The 22,060-nt window shown below is 70.2% G+C and carries 26 protein-coding genes and 1 pseudogene; 18 read left to right on the top strand and 9 right to left on the bottom strand.

The window, feature by feature from the left end:
* Positions 1 to 9 precede the first annotated feature (9 nt).
* From DFR69_RS04360 to DFR69_RS04335, 6 genes and pseudogenes are all read left to right on the top strand, one after another.
* Positions 10 to 603 (top strand): RBBP9/YdeN family alpha/beta hydrolase, encoded by a 594-nt coding sequence (locus DFR69_RS04360; RefSeq protein WP_110036025.1) that lies wholly within the window; start codon positions 10 to 12, stop codon positions 601 to 603.
* Positions 600 to 1,364, top strand: a complete 765-nt coding sequence (locus tag DFR69_RS04355) for a CoA transferase subunit A (RefSeq protein ID WP_110036024.1) — start codon at positions 600 to 602, stop codon at positions 1,362 to 1,364. Before DFR69_RS04360 ends, DFR69_RS04355 begins: the two co-directional genes overlap by 4 nt.
* A gap of 1 nt (position 1,365) precedes the next feature.
* A complete protein-coding gene (locus DFR69_RS04350; RefSeq protein WP_110036023.1) occupies positions 1,366 to 2,016 on the top strand; it encodes a CoA transferase subunit B in 651 nt (216 codons plus the stop codon).
* A gap of 32 nt (positions 2,017 to 2,048) precedes the next feature.
* Positions 2,049 to 2,291, top strand: a pseudogene (locus DFR69_RS04345) (AMP-binding protein); the annotation flags it as partial.
* A gap of 197 nt (positions 2,292 to 2,488) precedes the next feature.
* The gene (locus tag DFR69_RS04340; RefSeq protein WP_110036022.1) at positions 2,489 to 3,565 is read left to right on the top strand and encodes a YeiH family protein; all 1,077 of its coding nucleotides are present in this window, start codon (positions 2,489 to 2,491) and stop codon (positions 3,563 to 3,565) included.
* 157 nt (positions 3,566 to 3,722) lie between these two features.
* Complete coding sequence (locus DFR69_RS04335; RefSeq protein WP_110036021.1) at positions 3,723 to 4,175, top strand: anti-sigma factor antagonist; 453 nt, start codon at positions 3,723 to 3,725, stop codon at positions 4,173 to 4,175.
* A 30-nt stretch (positions 4,176 to 4,205) separates the two neighbouring features.
* On the opposite strand, the gene DFR69_RS04330 is transcribed toward DFR69_RS04335, so the two are convergent.
* Positions 4,206 to 4,769, bottom strand: coding sequence for a PadR family transcriptional regulator (locus DFR69_RS04330; RefSeq protein WP_110036020.1), 564 nt, complete (start codon positions 4,767 to 4,769; stop codon positions 4,206 to 4,208).
* A 118-nt stretch (positions 4,770 to 4,887) separates the two neighbouring features.
* Between DFR69_RS04330 and DFR69_RS04325 the strand changes: the two genes are divergently transcribed.
* The 3 genes from DFR69_RS04325 (at position 4,888) to DFR69_RS04315 (ending at position 7,293) form a co-directional block, all read left to right on the top strand.
* A complete protein-coding gene (locus DFR69_RS04325; RefSeq protein ID WP_110036019.1) occupies positions 4,888 to 5,298 on the top strand; it encodes a nuclear transport factor 2 family protein in 411 nt (136 codons plus the stop codon).
* A gap of 112 nt (positions 5,299 to 5,410) precedes the next feature.
* Positions 5,411 to 6,661 carry a sensor histidine kinase gene (locus DFR69_RS04320; RefSeq protein WP_110036018.1) on the top strand — a complete coding sequence of 417 codons (1,251 nt, stop codon included), beginning with the start codon at positions 5,411 to 5,413 and terminating at the stop codon, positions 6,659 to 6,661.
* Positions 6,649 to 7,293: a response regulator gene (locus DFR69_RS04315; RefSeq protein WP_110036017.1), complete on the top strand. Its 645-nt coding sequence runs from the start codon at positions 6,649 to 6,651 to the stop codon at positions 7,291 to 7,293. Before DFR69_RS04320 ends, DFR69_RS04315 begins: the two co-directional genes overlap by 13 nt.
* A 42-nt stretch (positions 7,294 to 7,335) precedes the next feature.
* Here DFR69_RS04315 and DFR69_RS04310 read toward each other — a convergent pair whose 3' ends face one another.
* Positions 7,336 to 8,841 carry an alpha/beta fold hydrolase gene (locus tag DFR69_RS04310; RefSeq protein WP_244198072.1) on the bottom strand — a complete coding sequence of 502 codons (1,506 nt, stop codon included), beginning with the start codon at positions 8,839 to 8,841 and terminating at the stop codon, positions 7,336 to 7,338.
* A 59-nt stretch (positions 8,842 to 8,900) separates the two neighbouring features.
* Positions 8,901 to 10,079, bottom strand: a complete 1,179-nt coding sequence (locus DFR69_RS04305; protein ID WP_244198071.1) for a serine hydrolase domain-containing protein — start codon at positions 10,077 to 10,079, stop codon at positions 8,901 to 8,903.
* A gap of 572 nt (positions 10,080 to 10,651) precedes the next feature.
* Here DFR69_RS04305 and DFR69_RS35030 point away from each other — a divergent pair.
* From DFR69_RS35030 to DFR69_RS04295, 3 genes are all read left to right on the top strand, one after another.
* The gene (locus tag DFR69_RS35030; protein WP_244198070.1) at positions 10,652 to 10,861 is read left to right on the top strand and encodes a hypothetical protein; all 210 of its coding nucleotides are present in this window, start codon (positions 10,652 to 10,654) and stop codon (positions 10,859 to 10,861) included.
* Positions 10,827 to 11,189, top strand: coding sequence for a cold-shock protein (locus tag DFR69_RS35475; RefSeq protein ID WP_279629841.1), 363 nt, complete (start codon positions 10,827 to 10,829; stop codon positions 11,187 to 11,189). Before DFR69_RS35030 ends, DFR69_RS35475 begins: the two co-directional genes overlap by 35 nt.
* Before the next feature lie 91 nt (positions 11,190 to 11,280).
* Positions 11,281 to 11,979 (top strand): PAS and ANTAR domain-containing protein, encoded by a 699-nt coding sequence (locus tag DFR69_RS04295; protein WP_110036014.1) that lies wholly within the window; start codon positions 11,281 to 11,283, stop codon positions 11,977 to 11,979.
* 92 nt (positions 11,980 to 12,071) lie between these two features.
* Here the strand turns inward: DFR69_RS04295 and DFR69_RS04290 are convergent, their stop codons facing one another.
* Positions 12,072 to 13,517 carry an MFS transporter gene (locus tag DFR69_RS04290; RefSeq protein ID WP_110036013.1) on the bottom strand — a complete coding sequence of 482 codons (1,446 nt, stop codon included), beginning with the start codon at positions 13,515 to 13,517 and terminating at the stop codon, positions 12,072 to 12,074.
* A 132-nt stretch (positions 13,518 to 13,649) separates the two neighbouring features.
* On the opposite strand from DFR69_RS04290, the gene DFR69_RS04285 reads away from it, so the two are divergent.
* The 3 genes from DFR69_RS04285 (at position 13,650) to DFR69_RS04275 (ending at position 16,152) form a co-directional block, all read left to right on the top strand.
* Complete coding sequence (locus DFR69_RS04285) at positions 13,650 to 14,219, top strand: TetR/AcrR family transcriptional regulator (protein ID WP_110036012.1); 570 nt, start codon at positions 13,650 to 13,652, stop codon at positions 14,217 to 14,219.
* 164 nt (positions 14,220 to 14,383) lie between these two features.
* On the top strand, positions 14,384 to 15,517 hold the full coding sequence (locus DFR69_RS04280; protein WP_110036011.1) for a sensor histidine kinase: 1,134 nt from the start codon (positions 14,384 to 14,386) through the stop codon (positions 15,515 to 15,517).
* Positions 15,514 to 16,152: a response regulator gene (locus tag DFR69_RS04275; RefSeq protein WP_110036010.1), complete on the top strand. Its 639-nt coding sequence runs from the start codon at positions 15,514 to 15,516 to the stop codon at positions 16,150 to 16,152. Before DFR69_RS04280 ends, DFR69_RS04275 begins: the two co-directional genes overlap by 4 nt.
* On the opposite strand, the gene DFR69_RS04270 is transcribed toward DFR69_RS04275, so the two are convergent.
* The 4 genes from DFR69_RS04270 to DFR69_RS04255 all read right to left on the bottom strand — a co-directional run bounded on the left by DFR69_RS04270 (position 16,149) and on the right by DFR69_RS04255 (position 19,550).
* Positions 16,149 to 17,711, bottom strand: coding sequence for an alpha/beta fold hydrolase (locus tag DFR69_RS04270; protein WP_244198069.1), 1,563 nt, complete (start codon positions 17,709 to 17,711; stop codon positions 16,149 to 16,151). The genes DFR69_RS04275 and DFR69_RS04270 overlap by 4 nt on opposite strands.
* Before the next feature lie 109 nt (positions 17,712 to 17,820).
* Positions 17,821 to 18,237 (bottom strand): hypothetical protein, encoded by a 417-nt coding sequence (locus tag DFR69_RS04265; RefSeq protein WP_110036009.1) that lies wholly within the window; start codon positions 18,235 to 18,237, stop codon positions 17,821 to 17,823.
* A gap of 170 nt (positions 18,238 to 18,407) precedes the next feature.
* Positions 18,408 to 18,614 carry a CsbD family protein gene (locus tag DFR69_RS04260; protein ID WP_110036008.1) on the bottom strand — a complete coding sequence of 69 codons (207 nt, stop codon included), beginning with the start codon at positions 18,612 to 18,614 and terminating at the stop codon, positions 18,408 to 18,410.
* Positions 18,615 to 18,743: 129 nt separating this feature from the next.
* Positions 18,744 to 19,550, bottom strand: a complete 807-nt coding sequence (locus tag DFR69_RS04255; RefSeq protein ID WP_110036160.1) for an SDR family oxidoreductase — start codon at positions 19,548 to 19,550, stop codon at positions 18,744 to 18,746.
* Between the two features lie 95 nt (positions 19,551 to 19,645).
* Here DFR69_RS04255 and DFR69_RS33820 point away from each other — a divergent pair, with 95 nt between their 5' ends.
* Positions 19,646 to 19,870 (top strand): hypothetical protein, encoded by a 225-nt coding sequence (locus tag DFR69_RS33820; protein ID WP_146229190.1) that lies wholly within the window; start codon positions 19,646 to 19,648, stop codon positions 19,868 to 19,870.
* Positions 19,857 to 20,642, top strand: coding sequence for an SDR family NAD(P)-dependent oxidoreductase (locus tag DFR69_RS04250; RefSeq protein WP_110036007.1), 786 nt, complete (start codon positions 19,857 to 19,859; stop codon positions 20,640 to 20,642). Before DFR69_RS33820 ends, DFR69_RS04250 begins: the two co-directional genes overlap by 14 nt.
* On the opposite strand, the gene DFR69_RS04245 is transcribed toward DFR69_RS04250, so the two are convergent.
* On the bottom strand, positions 20,587 to 21,168 hold the full coding sequence (locus DFR69_RS04245) for a TetR/AcrR family transcriptional regulator (protein WP_244198068.1): 582 nt from the start codon (positions 21,166 to 21,168) through the stop codon (positions 20,587 to 20,589). The two genes, DFR69_RS04250 and DFR69_RS04245, sit on opposite strands and share 56 nt — an antisense overlap.
* A gap of 241 nt (positions 21,169 to 21,409) precedes the next feature.
* Here DFR69_RS04245 and DFR69_RS04235 point away from each other — a divergent pair, with 241 nt between their 5' ends.
* Positions 21,410 to 21,820 (top strand): DUF4189 domain-containing protein, encoded by a 411-nt coding sequence (locus DFR69_RS04235; RefSeq protein WP_110036159.1) that lies wholly within the window; start codon positions 21,410 to 21,412, stop codon positions 21,818 to 21,820.
* Positions 21,821 to 22,060 lie beyond the last annotated feature (240 nt).

The raw sequence follows: 22,060 nt of genomic DNA, 5'->3' as shown, positions 1-22,060 counted from the left end.
CCGCACACCATGAAAGACTCCGCTGACCACACCGTCGTGATCGTGCCGGGACTGCGTGACCATGTGCCCGAGCACTGGCAGACGCTGCTCGCCGAACGCCTGGACCGGGTCCGCACGGTCCCGCCGCTCGAGCGCGACAAGCTCAGCCTCGCCGCGCGGGTCGCCGCGCTCGACGTGGTCGTCACCGCGATCGACGGTCCCGTGGTGCTGGTCGCGCACAGCGCCGGGGTACTGATCACCGTGCACTGGGCGCAGCGGCACCGGCGACCGGTGCGCGCGGCTCTGCTGGTCACCCCGGCCGACCTGGAATCCGCACTGCCGAAGGGGTATCCGACCGCCGACGACCTGGCGGCGGGTGGCTGGAATCCGATCCCCAGGGGACGGCTGCCCTTCCCCAGCATCGTCGCCGCGTCCACCACCGACCCGCTCGCGTCGTCGCGGCGGGTGGCGGGCATGGCCGAGGCCTGGGGCAGCCGCCTGGTGGATCTCGGCGATGTCGGTCATCTCAATCCGGCTTCCGGCTACGGCGAATGGCCACGGGCGCAGGAACTGCTCCGCGAGCTGATCGCCTCGACCGCGCCCGACACGGCGGCCGCGCGATGAGCGAAGTCGTCGCCTCGGCGGCAGCGGCGGTGGCCGACATCGCCTCCGGTTCCCGCGTGGCCGTCGGCGGGTTCGGGGTGTGCGGCATTCCCGACGCGCTCATCGCGGCGTTGGCGGCCAGCGCCGTCACCGACCTCGAGATCATCTCCAACAACTGCGGCACCGACCGGATCGGGTTGGGAATCCTGTTGCGGAACAAGCAGATACGGCGGGTGATCGCCTCGTACGTAGGGGAGAACGCGGAGTTCGCCCGGCAGTACCTGGCCGGCGAGATCGAAGTCGAGCTGACGCCGCAGGGCACCCTCGCCGAGAAGCTCCGAGCGGGCGGCGCGGGTCTGCCCGCCTTCTTCACCCCGGCCGGTATCGGCACGCCCGTCGCCGACGGCGGCCTGCCCTGGCGGTACGCGCCCGACGGCTCGGTCGCGATCTCATCGCCGCCCAAAGAGGTGCGCACGTTCGGCGGCCGCTGGGGCGAGCGGCGGTACGTGCTCGAGGAGGCGATCACGACGGACTACGCCCTGGTGCACGCGCTCGTCGGGGACACCGACGGCAACCTCGTCTTCGACAAGGCGGCCCGCAATTTCAATCCGGACGCCGCGATGGCGGGCCGCGTCTGCATCGCGCAGGTCGAACATCTCGTGCCCGCGGGCGCGATCGACCCGGCCGGGGTCCACCTGCCGGGCATCTTCGTCGACCGCATCGTGCACACCGGCGTGCAGACAAAGCACATCGAGAAGCGCACCGTCGCCAAGGAGAAATGACATGACCACTGCCGCAACAGTTGTCGGCTGGACGCGGACCCACATGGCGGCCAGGGCCGCCCGCGAGCTGCGGTCGGGGGAGTACGTCAATCTGGGTATCGGGTTGCCGACGCTGATCCCCGATCATCTGCCCGCGGGCGTGCGCGTCACCCTGCATTCGGAGAACGGCATCCTCGGCACCGGGCCGTACCCGGACGCGTCGGAGGTCGATGCCGATCTGATCAACGCGGGCAAGGAAACCGTGACGGTGCTCGCCGGGGCGTCGTTCTTCGGCTCCGCGACCAGCTTCGGGATGATCCGCGGCGGCCACATCGACACCGCCGTCCTCGGCGGCATGCAGGTCTCGGCGGCAGGCGACCTGGCCAACTGGATGGTCCCGGGCCACATGGTCAAGGGCATGGGCGGGGCGATGGACCTGGTCCACGGCGCGCGGCGGGTGATCGTGCTCATGGAGCACACCGACAAGAACGGCGGGCCGAAGATCGTGCCGCGCTGCACGCTTCCGCTCACCGGCGAGCGGGTGGTGCATCGGATCATCACCAACCTCGCCGTCATCGACGTCCTCCCGCGCGGGCTGGCGCTGCGGGAATGCGCGCCCGGCGTCACCGAAGCCGAGGTGAGGGCGGCCACCGCCGCCCCGCTGTGCGCCTGACCGGTACCGACCCTTCCCCGAAAGGCTGATCTGTGTTCAATCTCGCTGCCCTGCTGGAGGACACGGCCTTCCGCCAACCCGCCGACGAGGCGGTGGTGCTCGGCGCCGAGCGGTTGACCTACGCCGAGCTGAACGCGCGCGCAGGCCAGGTCGCGTGCCTGCTGACGGCGCGCGGGCTCGAACCCGGCGACAAGGTGGCGCTCTCGTGCCCGAACCTGCCCGAGTTCGTCGTCATCTACTACGGCATCCTCAAAGCGGGCGGGGTCGTCGTCCCACAAGTACCCGCGCTCGATCGAGTTCACCACCGAACTGCCGATGACCGCCGGCGGCAAGATCCTCAAACGCGAGCTCGCCGAGCGGAACCCGGCCACCGTCCCGGCCGGATGACGCCGCGCACGGACCGTCGATGCCATCGACCGCGAGGCCGCGCCGCCCACGGTCGCTCCTACCGAAACACGGGACACCTCGAATCATGCTCCAGCCCCCTGCGTCCGACCTGTCGAGCCGGGCGTCCGCGCCGGCCGAACCGGCACCTCTCTCGCGTGCGGTGCGCGCGCGCCGATGGGCCGGCGAGTACGCGCCCGGGTTGCTGCTCGCCGCCGCTGTCGTCACGGCGATCCTGCTGTTCACCAGCCGGTACTCCGTCATCAGCCCGCTGCTGGCGGCCATCCTGGTCGGGGCGATCGCCGCGAATGTCGTCGATATCCCGCAACGTCTGCGGCCCGGACTGCAGTTCTGCGCCAAACGGCTGCTCCGGATCGGCGTCGCGCTGCTCGGCGTGCAAGTGACCTTCACCGACATCCTCGGCCTCGGCCCCGCGACCCTGGTCGCCGTGCTCGTCGTGGTGGTCGGGGGCATCGGCGGCACCATGGTGCTCGGCCGTGCGCTCGGCATCGGATGGACCCAGCGACTGCTGATCGCCTGCGGGTTCTCCATCTGTGGCGCTGCCGCCGTGGCTGCCGCCGACGGCGTCGTCGACGCCGACGAGGAAGAAGTGCTGACCTCGATCGCGCTGGTCGTGGTGTTCGGGACGCTGTTGATCGCGATCCTGCCACCCGCGGCGCACGTCCTCGGGCTGGACGCGGCGACCAGCGGGGTATGGGCGGGCGCCGCCGTCCACGAGGTCGCCCAGGTGGTGGCCGTCGGCGGGGCACTCGGGGGGACCGCGCTGACCGTCGCGGTGGTGGTCAAGCTCGCCCGCGTCGTCCTGCTCGCCCCGGTGCTGGCGGCCGTCAGCTGGCACATGCGGCGCGGCCGGACCGACGAAACGGTGGATGCGGGCCACCGGCCACCGCTGGTGCCGATGTTCGTGCTGGCCTTCCTGGCCTGCGCCGCGGTGCGCTCGACCGGTGTGATCCCGGCGGGCCTGCTGGAGATGGCCCGCGACGCGCAGACCCTGCTGCTCACCGCGGCCATGTTCGCGCTCGGCACCGGTGTGAAGGTGCGGTCGCTGGCGCGGATCGGGCCCCGCCCGATCCTGCTCGCCGCCGGATCGACCGTGTGGGTGAGCTCGCTGGCATTGGCAGGCGCGCTGATCGCGACCCACTGACCTTCGTCCCTCGGCCGTCCGGGATCAATCCGGTCACGACCGCTGCCCGACTCGTTCCGACGTGGTCAGATGGAGCTATCGGTCGGCTCTAGACACCAGGTCCGGCCGTGCAATGTCGAGGCGTGCTGACTGCTTCGAGATGGTGAGTTGCCGTCTGATGAAGTCTCGTCCCCACAGCGTGGAACTCGTCCTCCCCGACACCGGCGAAACCGAAGACCTCGGCCGGCGGCTGCAGGCCGACCTCGACCTGCGCGCCGACGCGGTGATCTTGCACGTCTACGGTGAGGCCGATGCCTACACCCGGCCGCGCTGGCGGGCCATCCTCGACGCCGCCGTCGGCGCGGCGACACCACGGGGCCGCCTGGTGGTGGATGTGAGCGCGATCCAGTTCATCGGCTGCCGCCCCATCCTCGACCTGGCCGAGCGCGCCCAGCAGGCCTCGACCGGCGGTGTGCGGGTCGTGATGTTCAACCCGTACGCTGGCGTGGTCGATCGTGTGATCGCCATCGCCGGGCTCTCGGCCTGGCTACCGATCTACCCCACCCTGGCCGAAGCGCTGAACCCTCCGGTACCGGTGCGACCGGTCGTGCCGACGCCCGGATCCGGGTAGCGCCCCACAGTTGTCGGCTGACCGAGCATGTCAGGCGTGCGCGGCGACTCGGCGATCGAGGACAGTCAGCGCGAAATCGGCCCAGCGAATGTTCTCCTGCTCGAAGGAGATTCCGCGCATCAGCGTCAGGTAGGGCCCCACGCGCTCGACTTCCTCGAGGTAGGCCTGCTCGGTGCGACCCGCCAGCATGCGGGTGCGCAGACGTTCGTAGCGGGCGAGTTTGGCGACGCTCCAGTCCCGCCGTTCGGCGATCGCGGCACGCACCGCGGGCGCGGTCTCGGACTCGACCGCCTGGACCTTGACCATCATCTCGTCGCGGATGGCCGTCGGCTTCGACGCGGCCTCGAGGAATTCGACCAGGGCGGCGTGACCGGCCTCGGTGATGGAGTGCAGGCGCTTGTTCGGCCGGCGTTCCTGCTGGACGACACGGGTCGCGAGGAGCCCGTCGGCCGACATCCGGTCCAGCTCGCGGTACAGCTGCTGGGGTGTGGCGATCCAGAAGTTGGCCAGCGACGCGTCGAAACCCTTGGCCAGGTCGTAGCCGGAGGCCTCGCCGTCGAGCAGGGCGGCCAGGATCGCGTTGCGTAGTGCCATGCCCGAACTCTATCACTTCGGGTTATTCAACTTGGTGACCATTCCACTGTGGACATCGGTGATTGAGCTCGTTACTGTTCGAGTTACTTAGTCAATAAATTTCTTATGAGAGGAAGTCATGCATCCCTTCCGAGCGGCCGTGGAAGCCCGTGACGAGGCCGCCATCGAGGCCCTGCTGGCCGAGAATGTCGTGTTCACCAGCCCGGTCGCCTTCACGCCCTACCCGGGCAAGGCGATCACCGCCGCGATCCTGCGGGCCGTCATCCGGGTGTTCGAGGACTTCCGCTACGTCCGCGAGATCGGCGGCGACCGCGACCACGCGTTCATCTTCGAAGCGACGGTGGACGGCAAGAAGCTCACCGGCTGCGACTTCCTGCACTTCGACGAGCAGGGACGCATCGATGACTTCATGGTGATGGTGCGCCCGCTGTCGGCCGCCCAGGCCCTGGCCGAACGGATGGGCGAGCAGTTCGAACGGATCAAGGCCGAGGCCACCGCCGAGATCCAGCGGCAGGCGGCCGGGGCGTGACGACTGCCTTCCACCCCGGCGGCTGCCTGACCGCGGCGTCGACCTGCGCGAACGCGCTGACCAGGGGCTGCCTGCCGGGCACGGTCGTGGCCCGTTCTGACACGATGGCTGGGTGATCGAGGCACTGCACTCCGCGCGAGACAAGGCACGGCGGCTGCCGGGTGCTGTCTGGTATCTGGCGGTCGGCGGTGTCACCTCGCTGCTCGCGTTGTTCGCGGTGGTCGGGCTGCTGATCGTCGGCGCGTTCTGCCTGATCGGGGTGGGGATTCCGGCGCTGCCCGAGGCCGTTCGGCTGGTGCGGCCGCTGGTGTCGTTCGACCGGCGCAGGGCGGCGGGGTATCTCGGCGAGCAGGCGGTGCGGGCGTATCAGCCGTTGACCGGCGGCTTGCGGCAACGGGTGGCGACAGTGTTCACCGATCCGGCGAACCGCCGGGACTTCGGCTGGCTGGTCGCGCACGCGCTGACCGGCATCTACCTGGCGGTGTTCGCCATCGCGCTGCCGCTGAGCACCCTGGCACAGCTGGCGATCCCGGCGTTCTGGCAGCGGATGCCGCCGGGGCAGGAGTTCGCCAGTTTCGGTTTCGCGGTCGACTCCTGGCCGAAGGCGATCCTGAGCGTCTTCCTCGCGATCCCGGTGGCCCTGGTGACCCTGCAGCTTCCGGTGGCCGCGCGCTGGCAGGCGCTGGCCACCCGGGCGATGCTGAAACCCACCGAGGACGCCCTGCTGGCCGACCGGGTCGCGGCCCTCACCGCGACCAGGGCCGCGGCGCTCGACGCACACGGCGCCGAACTGCGCCGGATCGAGCGCGACCTGCACGACGGCGCGCAGGCCCGGCTCGCGGCGGTGATCATGCAGCTCGGGATGGCCGACCAGCTGCGCGACCAGGACCCGGACACCGCGCGGGAACTCGTGCGCAAGGCACAGGACACCGCGACGGCCGCCCTGGCCGAGCTGCGCGATGTGGTGCGCAACGTCTATCCGCCGGTGCTCGCCGATCGTGGCCTGGCCAGTGCGGTCGCGGCGGTGGCAGCCCGCAACCCCATCCCCTGTGTGCTCGATCTCGGCGAGGTGGGCAGACTCCCCGCCGCCGCGGAGGCGGCCGCGTACTTCGTCATCACCGAGGCGCTCACCAACGCCACCAAACACTCCGGCGCCACGGCGATCTCCCTGGCGCTCGGCGGGACGCCCGAGCTGCTCACCGTCGAGATCCGCGACGACGGAGTCGGCGGCGCCGTGGAGATCTACGACGGTGGGCTGGCCGGTATCCGGCGCAGGGCCGAGGCGCTCGACGGCCGGATGGTGCTGACCAGTCCGCCCGGTGGCCCTACTGTGGTGCGGGTGGAGTTGCCGTGCGGATCATGATCGCCGAGGACGATGCCCTGCTGCGGGAGGGTCTGGTCCTGCTGTTGAGCACGGCGGGCATCGAGGTGGTCGCCGCCGTGGACAATGCCGACGACTTCCTCGCCGCCGTGGCCGCGCAGCGCCCGGACGCGGTCGTCGTCGATGTGCGCCTGCCGCCGACCTTCACCGACGACGGGTTGCGCGCGGCCGTCAAGGCGCGGGAGCTGCACCCCGGACTGCCCGTGCTGGTGCTGTCGTCCTGGGTGGAGGACAGCTACGCCGCGGAACTGCTCGGTGACGGCATGGGCGGCGTCGGCTATCTCCTCAAGGAGCGGGTCGGCAAGGTGGATCGCTTCCTCGATTCGCTGCGCCGGGTCGCCGCGGGCGGCACCGCGATGGACCCCGAGGTGATCTCGCAACTGCTGGTGCGGCGCAAGGCCGACGACCCGATGGCCGCGCTCACCGCCCGCGAGCGCGAGGTGCTCGCGCTGATGGCGGAGGGGCACAACAACGCGACCATCGCCGAGCGCCTGGTGGTCAGCGAAGGCGCTGTGCACAAACACATCCGGAGCATCTTCGCCAAGCTCGGGCTCGCCGCCGACGAGGTCGGGCACCGCCGGGTGCTGGCCGTCCTCGCCTATCTGAACGCGTGAAGCCCTGAACCACTGGGGGTTCAGGGCCGCACCTGGTCCCGGTCAGTCGGCCCGGCAGGTCAGGTCGCCGGCGGGCAGGGTGCCGTCGCGGAAGTAGGTGTTCACCGCCGAGTACACGCAGGAGTTCGGGTAGCGCCCGAAGATCCAGTGGATCGGCACATCCTGGAGGGTGACCATGCGCGAGGCGCTCAGGTCCTCGTGCAGGGCGACCGCGCCGTCGTAGGCGGTCCTGGTGTCACCGGTGGACTGCACGATCAGTGCGGGCACCTGGTTGTGGACCACCGTGGCCGGTTCGGCGGGCTCGGCCCAGAACGCGCACGGGGTGATGTTGTTGGCGAACCCGGCGAACACCGGCTGGGTGGCCCTGGCGGCGTCGATATTGCGCTGGTAGAAGGCCGGATCCCGGGGCGCGGCGACGTCACCGCACATGATCGCCATCTGGGCCGAATTGTCGTTCGGCCGCGCCTTCATCGCGAATCCTAGTGTGGCGTCCAGTGTCTCGTCCGGCTGGACCGAGGCGCCTGCCGCCGCGTCGGCGATGGTGCGGAGTTGACCCGCGAGCATCCCGTACTGTTCCGGGCTGTCGAGCCCGACGAACAGCACCACCGGCAGCCAGTGTTCGTCGATCTCGTACTCGCCCACCCGGATCGGCGAGGCCGCGGCCTGTTCGATCAGGTTCTCGACCACGCCCCGAACCTCGGACCGGCTCGTGCCGAAGTGATATTCCCCGTCACGCGCGGCGACCCAGTCCGCCCACAAATCGAGCGCGGCCTCGTTGGCCGGGCCCATCGCCCGCATCATCTCGACCGTGCCGTAGGCCTCCGGATCGGCCGCGCTGTCGAGCACCATCCGGTCGCTGCGGTCGGGGAACAGCTGCGTGTACACCGCGCCGAGGTAGGTGCCGTACGAGGTCCCGAAGTAGCTGATCTTCTCCGCGCCGAGAACCTCGCGGATGAGGTCCATGTCGCGCGCGGTGTTGCGGGTGGTGATGTGGGGCAGGCGATCTCCTTCGGTGGCGGCGCAGCGGTCGGCGAGATCGCGGTGTGTCGCCGCCGATTCCGCGAAGCCGTTCGCGTCGAGGCCCGCCGACTGCAGCCCGAAGCCGATCGGCCACCGGCAGTCGACGGCCGAGGAGCGTCCGACGCCGCGCGGATCCATGCCGATCAGGTCGTAGCGGGCCCGTACCTCCGGCGTCATCGCCTTGCCGACGTCGACCATGAAGTCGAGTCCCTCGCCGCCGGGGCCGCCGGAGTTCGACAGCATCACACCACGCTGCGGGTCGGTGCCGGCGATCCGGGAGATCGCCACCGTGAGCGTGGCGCCCTCCGGGTCCGCGTAGTTCACCGGCACGGTGACCTCGGCGCACTGCGCTCCGGCCTCGTCCAATTTCGGTGTACCGCAGGCTTTCCATGCCAGCTGCTGACCGGTGAGCCGATCCGGGATCGCGGTGTCCGGTTTCGCTCCGGCCTCGGGGCCGGCGCAACCGATCAGACCGGCACAGACCGCCAGGGCGGTCGCCGTGGCCGCCAGACCTTTCACGCGTTTCACAGTTTCTCCTCGGAAGTTGTTCGGCCGCACCCTGTTCGGGGGCCGGTGGCACCACGTGGTCACGAGGCGCACAGGGCGGCATCCAGCAGCTTGTCGACCGCGTCGGCCTGTGCCTCGGTGCTCGGCAGCTGGTTGACCGTGACGGTCACCGCAGTGCCCTCGGCGGTCACGGCGTTGCGCGTCGCGAAGCCGACGATGCTGCCGCCGTGGCCCCACACCTGCGTGCCACACGATGTGGTCCGCTCGATCAGCGCCAGGCCGTACCCCGCGCCCGGCATGCGGTCGAACGGCACGGTGCGCTGCATCTCGGCCAACTGCGCCGGCGGGAGCAGTTCTCCGGACAGCAGGGCGGTGAAGAACCGGTTCAGGTCGGTCGCGGTGGCGACCATGTCGCCCGCGGTCGCGGCCCACGACGGGTCGAAGTCGGTGAAATCGACCGGTGCGCCGTCGATCTGGTGGTACCCGCGGGCGTGCGGGCCGCGGATGCCGGTTTCGCGGGCCGCGGGCACATAGGTGTCGCGCAGGCCGAGCGGTTCGAGGATCCGGCGCCCGATCTCGTCGGCGGCCGCATTGCCCGTGACCCGCTCGATCAGCAGACCGGCCAGCAGGTAATTGGTGTTCGTGTACACAGATTTCGCACCCGGCTCGAACTGCGGCGGCATCGTCATCGCCCGGCGGACCAGGTCGGCCATCTCGAAGTGCTGCCACCGCAGCGCTTCGTCGTCCGGGTCGAGCTGTTCGGAGCTCTGGGTGGTGATGTCCGCACCGGAGCCGACGTAGTCCGGCACTCCGCTGGTGTGCTGCAACATCTGTCGCACCGTGATCCGGTTGCCGTCGTTGCCGTTGCCCCGCACCACCCCGGGCAGGTAGCGCTCGATCGGTGCGTCGAGATCGATCTCGCCCTCGGCGACCAGCTGCATGATCACCGTCGCCACGTAGGTCTTGGTGTTGCTGCCGATCCGGACGCGCGCGTCGTCCGGGAAGGGCGCACGCGTGCCGAGGTCGCCGACGCCCGCGGTGAACGTGCGATGGCCGGCGGGGCCGTCGATCACCACCTGCACACCGGGGAACCCTTGGCCCACCACCGTGTCCATCGCGGTGGCCACGGCGGGCGGTGGCGTCTTCGCCTCGGTCACCGCGTCCACCGACGTCTCACCGCACGCGGCCACGGCGAGCACCGCGCCGGTCACGACGACCGCGAGTACCGCTCTACCGGAGTTGCGCCGAAATGGGTTCATGAGCAGTGTCTTCCTCCTGTTCGAGTCGCGGAAGCCATTGCGTTCCCGACGATTCGAGCCTAGGAATCCCCAGGTCGCGCGCCCATGCCGCGCGCACCCGAAAACCGGGTAGCGCCTGCCGGGCCCGCGTGGTGGTGCCAGCACCACCACGCCGGTGAACATCACGGCGTGAGCGACGCACCCGACCGGCACCGGAACCCACACTGGCGTGTGCCGTGGAATCGCCGCGACATATCCGACGCGGCGCCCCGTCGCCCTCGAAAGCGTGTGGGGTCCGGCGGTGTGGGACGGCAACACCGCGACCAGCTACCTGACGCTTCGGCAAGCACTTCGACCTCGGCACTTGCGCTCATCTTGGTCTGTTGCTAAATAATATCTATGCCGGATGGCAGAGATAATCTGAAGACTGATGGCTGGTTTCGATCAGCCCGGTAGCGACGAGGAGGTGATGTGTATCGAGCGAAGGACTCTTCCGATGAGTTCGACTCCCCTCGAGTCCGGTGGCCGAACCCTGGCGGGGGCTCGGCCACCGGCTCCGACACCGTCCGACAGCGAAATTCGAGGAGGATCCGATGACCGTCTTACCGACCGCCACCCAGGCCGACCACGCCGACCAGGAGACCTTCGTCTTCGACGCCGACCGCGAGTCGGGCCTCGATGTGGCCGCGGTGCGGGCCGGTGAGTCCGCGCACGGGCTCGCCGCCGCTGATCTGTCCGACCGTATCGACCAAGCATGGAGCGTTTCCTGTGTCGACGACGACCTCTCTTGCCTCGCCTACTGACCCGCACCGCCACGCCGGTACCGACTCCGTCGCCTGGCAGCCCGGCCGGGTCGACTGGTTCGACGCCGAGAAAGGCTTCGGGTTCCTGGCACCCGACCGCGGTGGGTCCGCGGTGTTCTGCGACTTCACGGCCATCGACTCGCCCGGCTACAAGACCCTCCGTGCCGGGCAGCGCGTGGTCTTCACCGTGACCGACACCGGCCGTGGGCCCGAAGCCGTCCGAATCCTGACCTACGACGAATCCGCCATCGACGCCTCGTCCGCTCGGCTGTCGAGGGCGAGCAGGCGCTCGTTGTCACGTCGGACCCGACGAGCACTGGCTGCCTGACCCGGCGGCCGATGCCGCGACCACCAAGGTGATCGTCCCGCCGGCAGCTGCGCGAGCAGGCCGGATCCGCACCCCACTCGAGGATGGAGCTGTGACCGAATCCGATTCCGCGCAGGCGGGCCACGACGACGAGCGGTTCGCGCGCGCCTACCGGCCCGCGCACGTCGGGACGTTCACCTTCTGGTTCACCACCGGCCGCTGGGAATGGTCGCCGGAGGTCTACCGGATGCACGGTTACGTCCCCGGCGAGATCGAGCCGACCACCGAACTGCTGCTCTCCCACAAACATCCCGACGACCGCGACGTCGTGGCCGGCCTGATCGACCGCACCATCGCCGAAGGCGCTCCGTTCTCGAGCAGGCACCGCTTCCTCGACACCGCCGGTCGCGTGCACGCGGTGATGGTGCTCGCCGATCGTGTCCTCGACGACCACGGCGAACCGGTGGCCACCACCGGCTACTACCTGGACCTGTCCGACACCGTCGACGCCGCGGCCGCCACCGCCGCGGGCGAGGCGGTCGGCGAGGCGATGACCGGCGTCGTGGCCGCCCGCGCGGTGATCGAGCAAGCCAAAGGCGTGCTGATGCGCATGTACCGCATCGACGCCGACCAGGCATTCAAGGTGCTGGTGTGGCGATCCCAGGAAGCCAACATCAAACTCCGCGACATCGCCGCCCAGGTGATCGCGGACCTGAAACTGGTCCCACCCCCGCCACCGGAAACCCTGACCGCCTTCGACCACCTGCTGTTGACCAGCCACGAACGCATCGACCCCGACCGCAACACCTGAGCGCCCCGATGACCGGATCCCGGACACGGACCCGGCCATCGGTGGAGCCCCGAGATCTTGCCGTCGGCGAGACGGCGAATCCCGGCTGACGACTACGCCGAGCTGGTCGCGAGTTCCGCGTTCGCGGCGGGGCGGCCATCGGTGGCATCTCGTGAATCCGGCCGCACCAGCCACAATCCGGTGCACAGAGCGGCGACGAGGGTGACGGCGCCTGCCACCACGAAGGCGTTGTCGAGTGCGGTCTCGAAGGACGCGCCGCCTGCTTGCCGCGTGCGGACGACGGCTCCGAGGACCGCGACGCCGAGCACCGCGCCGATCTGCCGGGCGGTGCTGCTGATGCCGGAGGCGAGGCCGCCCTCGTGTGGGCTGACCGCCTGGATCGCGGCCCCGGTCAGTGGGGACATGGTCAGCGCGAAGCCGATGCCGATGACTCCCAGTCGCCACCAGACATTGCCGTAGCCGGTGTCGGCGTGCACCGTACCCAGCGTCACCAGGCCACCACCGGCCAGCGCCAGACCGGTGGTGGTCACGACGCGGAAGCCGTACCGGGCGGCGAGCCGACCCGCGTACGGGCTGACGATCACCATGGCGAGCGACAGCGGCAGGGTCTGCAGGCCGGCCCGCAGGATCGAGCTGCCCTGGACGTACACGAAGAACTGGGAGAAGAAGAACGACGAGCCCATCAGCGCGAACCCCACCACGATCATGGCGGCGTTGGACACGGTGAACAGCTGCTCCCGGAACAGCCGCAGCGGCAGCATCGGTGCGCGGCGGCGCGCTTCCACGACGAGGAACGCGGCGAGAAAGACCGCGGCGACGGCGAAGGCGCCCAGGATCGGTGGTGAGGTCCAGCCGCGGGCACCGCCCTCGATCAGTCCGTACGTCATCGCCCCGACCCCCAGGGCGGACAGCGCTGTGCCCGGGATGTCGATCGCGGGCGAGTTCGGATTGCTGGTCTCGTCGAGAGTGCGCAGACCGACCACGAGCAGGACCGCGCCGATGGGCAGATTGACCAGGAAGATGGCGGGCCAACCGAAGGCGTCGGTCAGTATGCCGCCCGCGACGGGGCCCGCGGCCAGGCCGATTCCGCTGAGTCCGGCCCACAGCCCGATCGCCTTCACGCGTTCCTGCGGCACCGGATAGGCGGCCGCGACCAGTGCCAGCGAGGCAGGGCTCAGCGCGGCGGCCCCGACGCCCTGCAGCACCCGGCCGGCGAGCAGCCAGCCGAGCGAGGGCGCGAACGCGCACAACGCCGACGCGAGGGTGAACACCGCGACGCCGGTCAGATATACCCGTTTGCGGCCGAACCGGTCGGCGAAGACCCCGCCGGACAGCAGCAGCATCGCGACCACCAGCACGTACGCGTCGACGATCCACTGCAGGCCGGTCAATTGAGTGTGCAGTCGGTGCTGCATATCGGGCAGCGCCGCCCCCACGATGGTGTTGTCGAGCAGCACCATGAACTGGCCGAGGCAAGCCACCGTGAGCAGCACTGCTCGCTGCGCTCGGCCGTGTACGGCCTTCGCCGTTTCACCCATCCGGGTATCTCCCATCGCTCGACGCATCGGGCCGCCCGCGAGGCGGCCGACACTAATGCAGTTGTGACTGCGTTAGTGGACGGTAGCGGGCAGTGCGCACAAACGCAAGGCCGACTGCGTTAAGGTGTCGGCATGACTGATCGACAGCGGGCCGCACGACCCGGCGGTCGCAGCGCTCGCGTCGGCGCCCAGGTACACGAGGCGGCCACCGCCCTGATCCGTGAGCGCGGCTACGGCAACTTCACGGTCGGTGAGGTCGCGGCACGTGCCGGCGTGGCCGACAGCAGCATCTACCGCCGATGGGGCAGCTTGGAGGCACTGCTCGCCGACGTGACGCTGACCAGGCTCAACACGCAGTCGCCGATGCCCGACACCGGCAGCCTCGAGGGTGATCTGCGCGCCTACGCGGCGAATGTGGCACGCGAGATCACCGGACCCGACGGCTTGGCGGTCGTTCGCCTGGCCGTCGCGCTGTCCAGCAACGGTCTCGACGGTCAGCAGCCTTTCGCCGAGCTCGGCGCCGAGCGGATGCGGCAGCTGCAGACCATGCTGGATCGTGCCCGCGATCGGGGCGAGCGAGCCCCCGACGCGACGGGCGTGCTCGACCACATCCTGGCCCCGATGTACATCCGCGTCCTGTTCGGCATGGTCCCGCTCACCCCGGACTACCTCGACGGGCTGGTCGACCGACTACTGCTGTGACGCAAGCCTTTCCGCCACCGGAGGCGGAAACGGCCCCGTTGCCTCCGGGGCCGGCGTGCGGTGGCTGGGTGGGGAGACCCCTATTCCGGAAGGATGACCGCCGCGGCACCGGAGTCACCCTTCGGGTCGACGCCGCCGTGTGTCGCGCGCTCTAGGGTGTGTCCATGCTGGACGAACGCCTGGTGCGATGGTGGGCGTGCCACCCCGTACGGGCCGACGCTGTCATGGTGTCGGTACTGGTCGTGCTGTGCGTGGGCGCCGGTCTGCTGGTGGACGCCGACCTCGACTACTACGTGTTCTCGGTGGCGCTGCTCGGCCCCCTCGCGGTGCGGCGCCGGTGGCCCGAGGCGTCGGCGGCGATCATCGCCGTGGTGGCCTTCGCCCAGTGGGCGAGTGTGCGCGCCACCACCGGCGCGTTGCCCGCCGATGTCGCGGTGCCGCTGGCGATCTTCACCCTCGCGGCCCACGGCGCGCGATGGGCAGGCCGCGCCGGTCTGCTGGCGGGTCTGCTCGGGGCGGCGCTCGGCGGCTGGAGCTGGCCGCAGCTGCCGATGCCCCCGCTCGCGCATGTCCTGGTGGGCGTCGCGCTGGCCGGGATCGTGGTCGCGGCCTGGCTGGCGGGATCCTGGCAGCGGTCCCGGCGCGGGGAAATCGCGGCGCTGACCCGGCACGCGGTCCTGGAAGAACGCACCCGCATCGCCCGCGACCTGCACGACATCCTCGCCCACTCGCTGGCTGTGGTCATCGCCCAGGCTGACGGCGGCCGCTACGCCGCCCGCGCCGACCCCGGGCAGGCGATCGAGGCGCTGGCCGCCATCGGTGATCAGGGACGGGCCGCCCTCGCCGAAACCCGCCGCGCCATCGGGGTCCTGCGCGAAGAGCCGCACACCGACCCCGATCCGGCCCCCGCGCGCGGTGTCGCTGACCTGTCCACCCTCGCCGCCGACCTGCGCGCCGCGGGCTTGCCGGTGGACCTGACCATCGACCTCGCCGGGCCGCCACTGGATGCCGGGCTCGGTTTGCTCGTCTACCGCATCGTGCAGGAAGGACTCACCAACGTGGCCAAACACGCGGGACCCGGTGCGCGAGCGGAGGTCTCGGTCCGCGGCGACGGGTCGCGGCTGCGCATCGAGGTCACCGACGACGGGCGAGCGGGCGAACACGGCACGCGCCCCGGCTTCGGGCTGATCGGCATGCGCGAGCGCGTCGGCGCCTACGGGGGCAGCGTGCGGCTGCGGAGCCGGGCGCAGGGCGGGCACCGGCTGACCGTGACCGTTCCCGTCGGGCGCCGATCATGATCAGCGTGCTGCTGGTCGAGGACCAGGGCCTGGTGCGGGCGGGCTTCCGGATGGTGGTCGACTCGCAACCCGACATGCGGGTGATCGGTGAAGCGGGCGACGGCGCGACCGGGGTGGACGCGGCGGCGCGACTCACCCCGGACGTGGTCGTGATGGACATCCGGATGCCCGGCGTCGACGGCGTCGAGGCGACCCGCCGGATCATGGCGGCACCGGACCCGCCCCGGGTGCTCGTACTCACGACCTACGACGTCGACGACTACGCGATGGCCGCCGTGCGCGCCGGGGCCGGCGGCTTCCTGCTCAAAGACGCTCCGGCCGAACACTTCTTGGCCGCCATTCGCTCGGTGCACGCCGGCGACGCCGTGCTGGCCCCCTCGACCACCCGGCGTTTGCTGCACCTGCTCGCCCCGGCGGTCGACCCAGCGGCCCGCGAGCTGGTGTCCACGTTGACCCACCGCGAGACCGAGGTGCTGCGGATCCTGGCCACCGGAGCGTCCAATGCCGAGATCGCCATCGCCCTCGGGGTGGGGGAGGGAACGGTGAAAACCCATGTCCGCCATATCTTGACCAAGTTGGCCGCCCGCGATCGAGTACGGGCGGTCATCGTGGCGCACGAAGCGGGGCTCGGCTAGTCCTCGTCGCGCGTGCAGGTGACGTCGGCCGCGGGCACTGCGCCGTCCAGGAGATAGGCGGTCACCGCCGAGTCCACACAGGCCGAACGATCGAAGAGGTACACGCCGTGCCGAAACGCCTGCCGCAGCGTGACGGAACGGGCGGCGGGCATGGCCGCTGCGAGCGCGTGCCTTCCCGCCGCGGGCGCCACCGGATCGCCCTCGGCGCCGACGAGCAGCGCTGGCGTGTCGTTCGCGATCACGGTCGCGGGTTCGGCGGGTGGGACCGGCCAGAACGCGCACGGGCCCGGGTGCCTGGCGAGGGCGCCGAACAGCGGCTCCGCGTCCCGGTGGTTCGTGATGTCGACGGCGTAGTCGGCGGCCGGCCGGGCCGCGCGGTCGGCGCACTGATTGGCCACGGTGGCGCTGAAACCGAACTCGGGTGTCACGCCGGTGTCGGCGTAGAGCGCGAGTTTGGCCGCCAGGGCGGGTGGCGGGTCGATCGGCAGGCCGTCGGCCGCGTCGGACAATGCCCGGAACTGGTCGGTGAAGGCGGTGTAGGACTCGGTGGAATCGTCCACGGTGAGCAGCAGTCCGGGCACGAGTTCCGCGGTGACCGTGACCCCGCCGAGGACGATCGGCTCGACGGCGATCCGCGCGATCAGAGCGTCGACGGCACCCAGCACCGCTGCCGTGGTCGCGCCGAGTCCCAGGTCGGCGTCCCGCTCGGCGGCCCAGCGCGCCCAGTCCGCCAGCGCCGCGGCATCGGCGGCGGCGGTGTGGCGGGTGAGATCGGGACCGGCGGCATTCGGATCGAGGGGGCTGTCGAGGACCATCCGGTCGACGCGGTCACCGAACAGCTGTGCGTAGACAGCGCCCAGGTAGGTGCCCCACGACCAGCCCAGGTACGACAGCGAGGACTCACCGAGCAGGGTCCGCAACATGTCCAGGTCGCGGGCCGCGGCGCGGGTCGAGGCGTGCGGCAGCAGGTGGCGCCAGGGGACGCAGCGGTCGGCGAGGCCGCGGGCGGTGTCGAGCGCGCGCCCGACACCGGCGCCGTCGGTCGGCGCCGCCTGCGCGAGGCCGAGGTATTCGCCGGTCGGCCAGCCACATTCGAGGGGCGAGCTCGCGCCGAAGAAGCGCGGGTCCATGCCGACCAGGTCGTAGCGTTCGGCCAGCTCCGGTGCGGCGGCACGGCCGCCCTCGGGGCCGTCGAGCAGCAGGGCGACCCCGTCACGGGACGGCCCGGGACCGCCGGTCTCCACGACGAGCGTTCCGAGCCGACGGGCGGGATCGGTCGCGGGCCGTCGCGCCACGGCGATCGTGATCGTCGCCCCAGCTGGGTCCGAATAGTCCACGGGCACAAAGAATTCACCGCACCGGGCGCCGACAGCGGCCAGCCGGGCACCGACCGGATCGTCGTCGCCGACGGCGCAGTCGTGCCAGGTGACGCGTTGGTCGCGGATCGACGTCGGCAGCCCGGACGACTGTTGCTCCACCGGTGCGCACGCGAGCGACGCCGCTCCGCACAACACCATCGCCACCGCCGCCGACCCGAGCTCATATCTGGAGAAAGTCACAGGTCGACGGTATTTTCCGGCCGGGCACCGGGTCGTCTACCCGGAGAACGAGATCCGTGGGGACCAGCCTCGTCCGCAAGGCAGAGGAGCGGTCGTCCGGGCTGGTCGGCTAGCTGGAACCGGGCAGCAGTCCCGCCGAGCCGCTGCCGAGCCGCGCGTCGCCGGTGATCTCGACGACGAGGGTCTTCGTGGACGAACCCTGGGTGGCCACGATCGTGTACGTCCCCTTGGCCGGCGGACGCCAGGTGCCGCGGACCGCGCTGCGCTCCCGGTCCGGATAGTCCAGGCGCTCAGGCGAACTGAGCTCGCGCCCGTTGATCGTCACCGTCGCGGGCAGCGCGTAGTCGGCGCCGAACATCCGGGCCATGATGCTGCAGTTGGCGCCCACGTAATCGCAGGCGACGGGTACTTCGCCGCTGTCCCAGGCATAGATGGTGATGTCCTCCACCTCGGCCGAGGCCGCCGGAGCCAGGGTGGCCGGGATCAGCGCGCCCGCGAGGAGGGCTGTCAGTCCTGCGATTCGCATGGTTCGGAGTCCTTCGCATCGGTGAACGCAGCTCCGGCGCTCGACCGGGAACTGCTTGAAGCGGTAGCGTTCCACACTTGCCGAAGGGCGGGTACCCCGAAAACCCAGGGCTGGACAGCACGGAGAAACGGGTCCGGGGGCGACCCGAACCCGCTTCTCCGGAAACCCGGTTACTTGCCGAAGGCCTTCTTGACCTTGTCCGCGGCATTGCCGACAGCGTCCTTGACGTCTTCGACCGCCTCCTTGACGGCCGACTCGGCCTGATCGGCCTTGCCTTCGGCGCGCAACTGGTCGTCACCGGTGACCGCGCCTGCCGCCTCCTTGGCCTTGCCGCCGAGGTCGTCGGCCTTGTTGCTGATCTTGTCGCTCAGAGACATCGGAACCGTCCTTCGAGTTGGTTGCGTCGTTGTGTACCGACGTAATGGATGGACACCCCACAACTCGGGATCGCACGCTCACCGGACCGAGACGCTGCTCACAGCCGCCGGTCTACGGTCTCCGGCGGATCACTGGCCGGGTTCCCAGACCGATGGCCAGTCGCGGCCACGGAACGCCGCGTCGACGCCGCCGTCGACGAACACCACCGACCCGACGAAATAGCTGGATTCCGGTCCGAGCAGGAAAGCGACCAGTGCGGCGACTTCCTGTGCGGTGCCGCCTCGCCCGGCGGGCACCGTGGCCAAAAAGCCCTCCATGGCAGCGCCGATGAGCGGGTCCTTGCGGCCTTCCTGGGTCATCGGGGTGTCGATGATGCCCGGTGCGACGGCGTTGAGCCGAATGCCTTCCTTGATGTAGCTCGCCGACTGTGCCCGCGCGTAGTAGGCCAGCGCCGCCTTGGTGGCGGGATAGGCCTGGATGGCCGCCAGCTCACCGAACGACGCGGCGACCTCGTTCGCTTTCGCCTCGTCGTGATCGAGGCAGGCATCGGCGAGTGCGACGGGCCAATTCGGTTGTGTCGTCGTCGAATTCGAGCTGACCAACACGACGGAGGGGTTCTCGCCGGCGGCGAGCAACGGCCGCAGACCTTCCAGGAGGTCGATGGCGCCGAAGTAGTTGACCCCGATCATCCGCTCGGCCGACCTGCCGGTGGCGGCCGCGAGACCGGCGAAGGGGACGAACCCGTCGAGGCGGCCGTCGAGCAGGTCGGTGGCCTGTGTCACCGCCTCGGCCCGGCCCTGCGCGGTGCTCAGATCGACGGTGATGTCGGCGTTGCGAAGGTCGATACCGATCACGCGGTGACCGTCGGCCTCCAAGCGTTCCTTGGTGGCGGCGCCGATGCCGGACGCTGCTCCGGTGATGACGTAGGTGCTCAACGGCTTCCTCTCGGAGGCGGGGTCGGGGTAGAAGCCCAGGCTATCGGCGCGCGACCGCCCCACCCGTGATTCCTCCCACTGGGAGGGAGGAAGTCGTGACGGTGTACACCGCCGCTTTCCACGATGCCGCCGGTCGCCCTCGCCGGATGGCGATCGCACCGCAGAACATTCCTCCCACTGCGTGGACACGCCGGTGTCCGGCCGCCCGGCTCAGGAATAGCGTTTCGGCGGCTGCCACCAGCGACCTCGCGCGCACATGCTTCCTCGTCGACCTCGCCGAGGGGACCGAACAACGATGGGATTTCGATGACAACCAATGAATCCGTGGTCGGCTCCGGTGCTCTGTCGACCGGCGTCGTCATTACCGGTGGCGCCTCCGGAATCGGCCTGGCTACCGCGCGGGCCCTCGCCCAGGCCGGGCGCCCGGTCGCGCTCTGGGATATCAACCAGGCCAAGGCGGTTTCCGAAGCGGCCCGAATCGCGGACGAGTTCGGATGTGCGGCAGTGGGGGTGGGGGTCGATCTGAGCGATCCCAGCCTTTACGCCGCGGCGCTGCGCACGACCCGATCGGCGCTCACCGATATCGGCGGCCTGGTGCACGCGGCGGGCGTGGTCGATACGGGGTCGCTCGACGGCGTGACGGTGGATGTGTGGGACCTCGGGATCAATACGCACCTGCGCCCGCTGATCCTCCTGATCAAGGAACTGCTCCCGGACTTCGAGGCCAACCCCGGTTCGGCGATCGTCGGTATCGCTTCGATCAACGCCACGCTCGGCAACGCGGTCAACCCGGTCTACTCCGCGGCCAAGGGCGGCATGCTGTCGATGGTTCGTTCCCTCGCCGACCGCCTCGGACCGGCCGGGATCCGCATCAACTGCGTCTCCCCGGGCCAGATCCTCACTCCGATGCTGCAGCCCACCGTGGACGCTCTCCCGGCGGGTGCCTTCGAACGCCGCATCCTTCTCGGCCGCCTCGGCCACCCCGACGAAGTGGCGCGGGCAGTCCGCTTCCTGTTGTCCGCGGAGGCGAGCTACATCACCGCCGCCGAACTCGTCGTCGACGGTGGCAACATCTCGTCGCAGCGAATGTGATAATCCCGCGGGCAACCGGGAACAGCTCGGGCTCGGTGCGGGCGGCGACCAGCAGTTCGAGCCAGACGGTGTTGATGTCGCTGCGAATCTGCTTGCGGATCAGGTGCATCAGCGTCGCGAGACCGACCGGGTGGGTGATGCTCTCGGGCACGCGCAGCTCGGTGACGACGGCCAGGTGGCGGCGGCTGACCTCGCCCGCCGCCGCCACCAGGTCCATGCGCGAGTCGAAGTGCCGGAAGACGGCCGCCTTGGAAACGCCCGCGCGACTGCTGATCTCACCGAGCGGGCCGGACATCCAGAATCCGCCGCGGCTCGACAACCACCGATTACCGGGACAGAGTATTTCGTGGACCTGAGCCGCATGATCGGCGCACGGTGACGACATTCCCGCCGCTCTCGATGTCTGGGAGGCGAGGTTGCTGCCCGAGGTGGCCAAGCGACAGGCGTTGGCGCGGAAGGGAATCAGCCGTTTCGCCCCGCCGTCACGTGCACAGGTGTGGGCGGGCGAGATGATGCTGCGCGCCATCCAGCTCCCCGGCGTCCGCGGCCTGGTCCGACCAACAACTAGCCACCGTCCGCTCCGGCGGGGTTCAGCGGACCTACAAGCTTCGCGGCCGGGTGCGGGCGCTGGGAGGGGAGCCGCAGGCGCCGCGGTTGGTGACGGCCCTCGACCCCACGACTTTTGGGGCGACCTCGCGTCCGTGCGCTGCGGTATCTTCCATGCGATCGCCGTACCCTCGTCGGCGCGTGAAGAAAGCACACATCACATGGTCAACAAGTCCATTGCGGCCGCGACACTCTCGTTGAGCGCCGCCACCCTCTTCGCGGCACCGCAGGCCGCCGCCGAACCGGGCAGCTGGGGCGCTGTTTCCCTGAGCTCGTGGGGCAACGTCTACGCGATCTCGGTCAACCATCCCACGGAAGCCGACGCCATTCGAGCCGCCGACCGAGCGTGCAAGGGGCAAGGCATCATCGACTGCCGCATGATGGTGACGTTCGCGAACGGCTGCGGTGCGGTCGTGACGAGTCCGCTCGCCATCGTGGCGGGATTCCCGATCCTGGGCTTCGGTAAAGGGGCCACCCCGGCGGAGGCCTACGCGGACGCCACCCGCAACCTCCCCACCGGCACCGGAAGCGCCGGCTCGTTCGATGGCGACCACGCCTGCACCCAGCCCTGATCCAGTTCCGAGGGTCTTCGACCGCTCGGGGCGTCTACCGCGGATCGTGGTGGCGGCAGCGGCCGGCGAATACGCGCGCGAGGCTGTGTTCGAGGACCGCTCGGCCTGGCGCGGATTCGCCGCCGAGGAGCTGAGTCGTTGCCAGGCCCTGGACCGTTGCGAGGAGTTCGCACGCCGTCAGGTGCTCGTCGGTGGCCGGGTCCACCTCACCACATGCCTTTCCGTTTTCGATGACCCTGC

It is taken from the genome of Nocardia neocaledoniensis, from assembly GCF_003182135.1.
Taxonomy (GTDB): domain Bacteria; phylum Actinomycetota; class Actinomycetes; order Mycobacteriales; family Mycobacteriaceae; genus Nocardia; species Nocardia neocaledoniensis.
The sequence above is the reverse complement of the archived record's forward strand: the minus strand, read 5'-3'. Positions and strand labels throughout refer to the sequence as shown.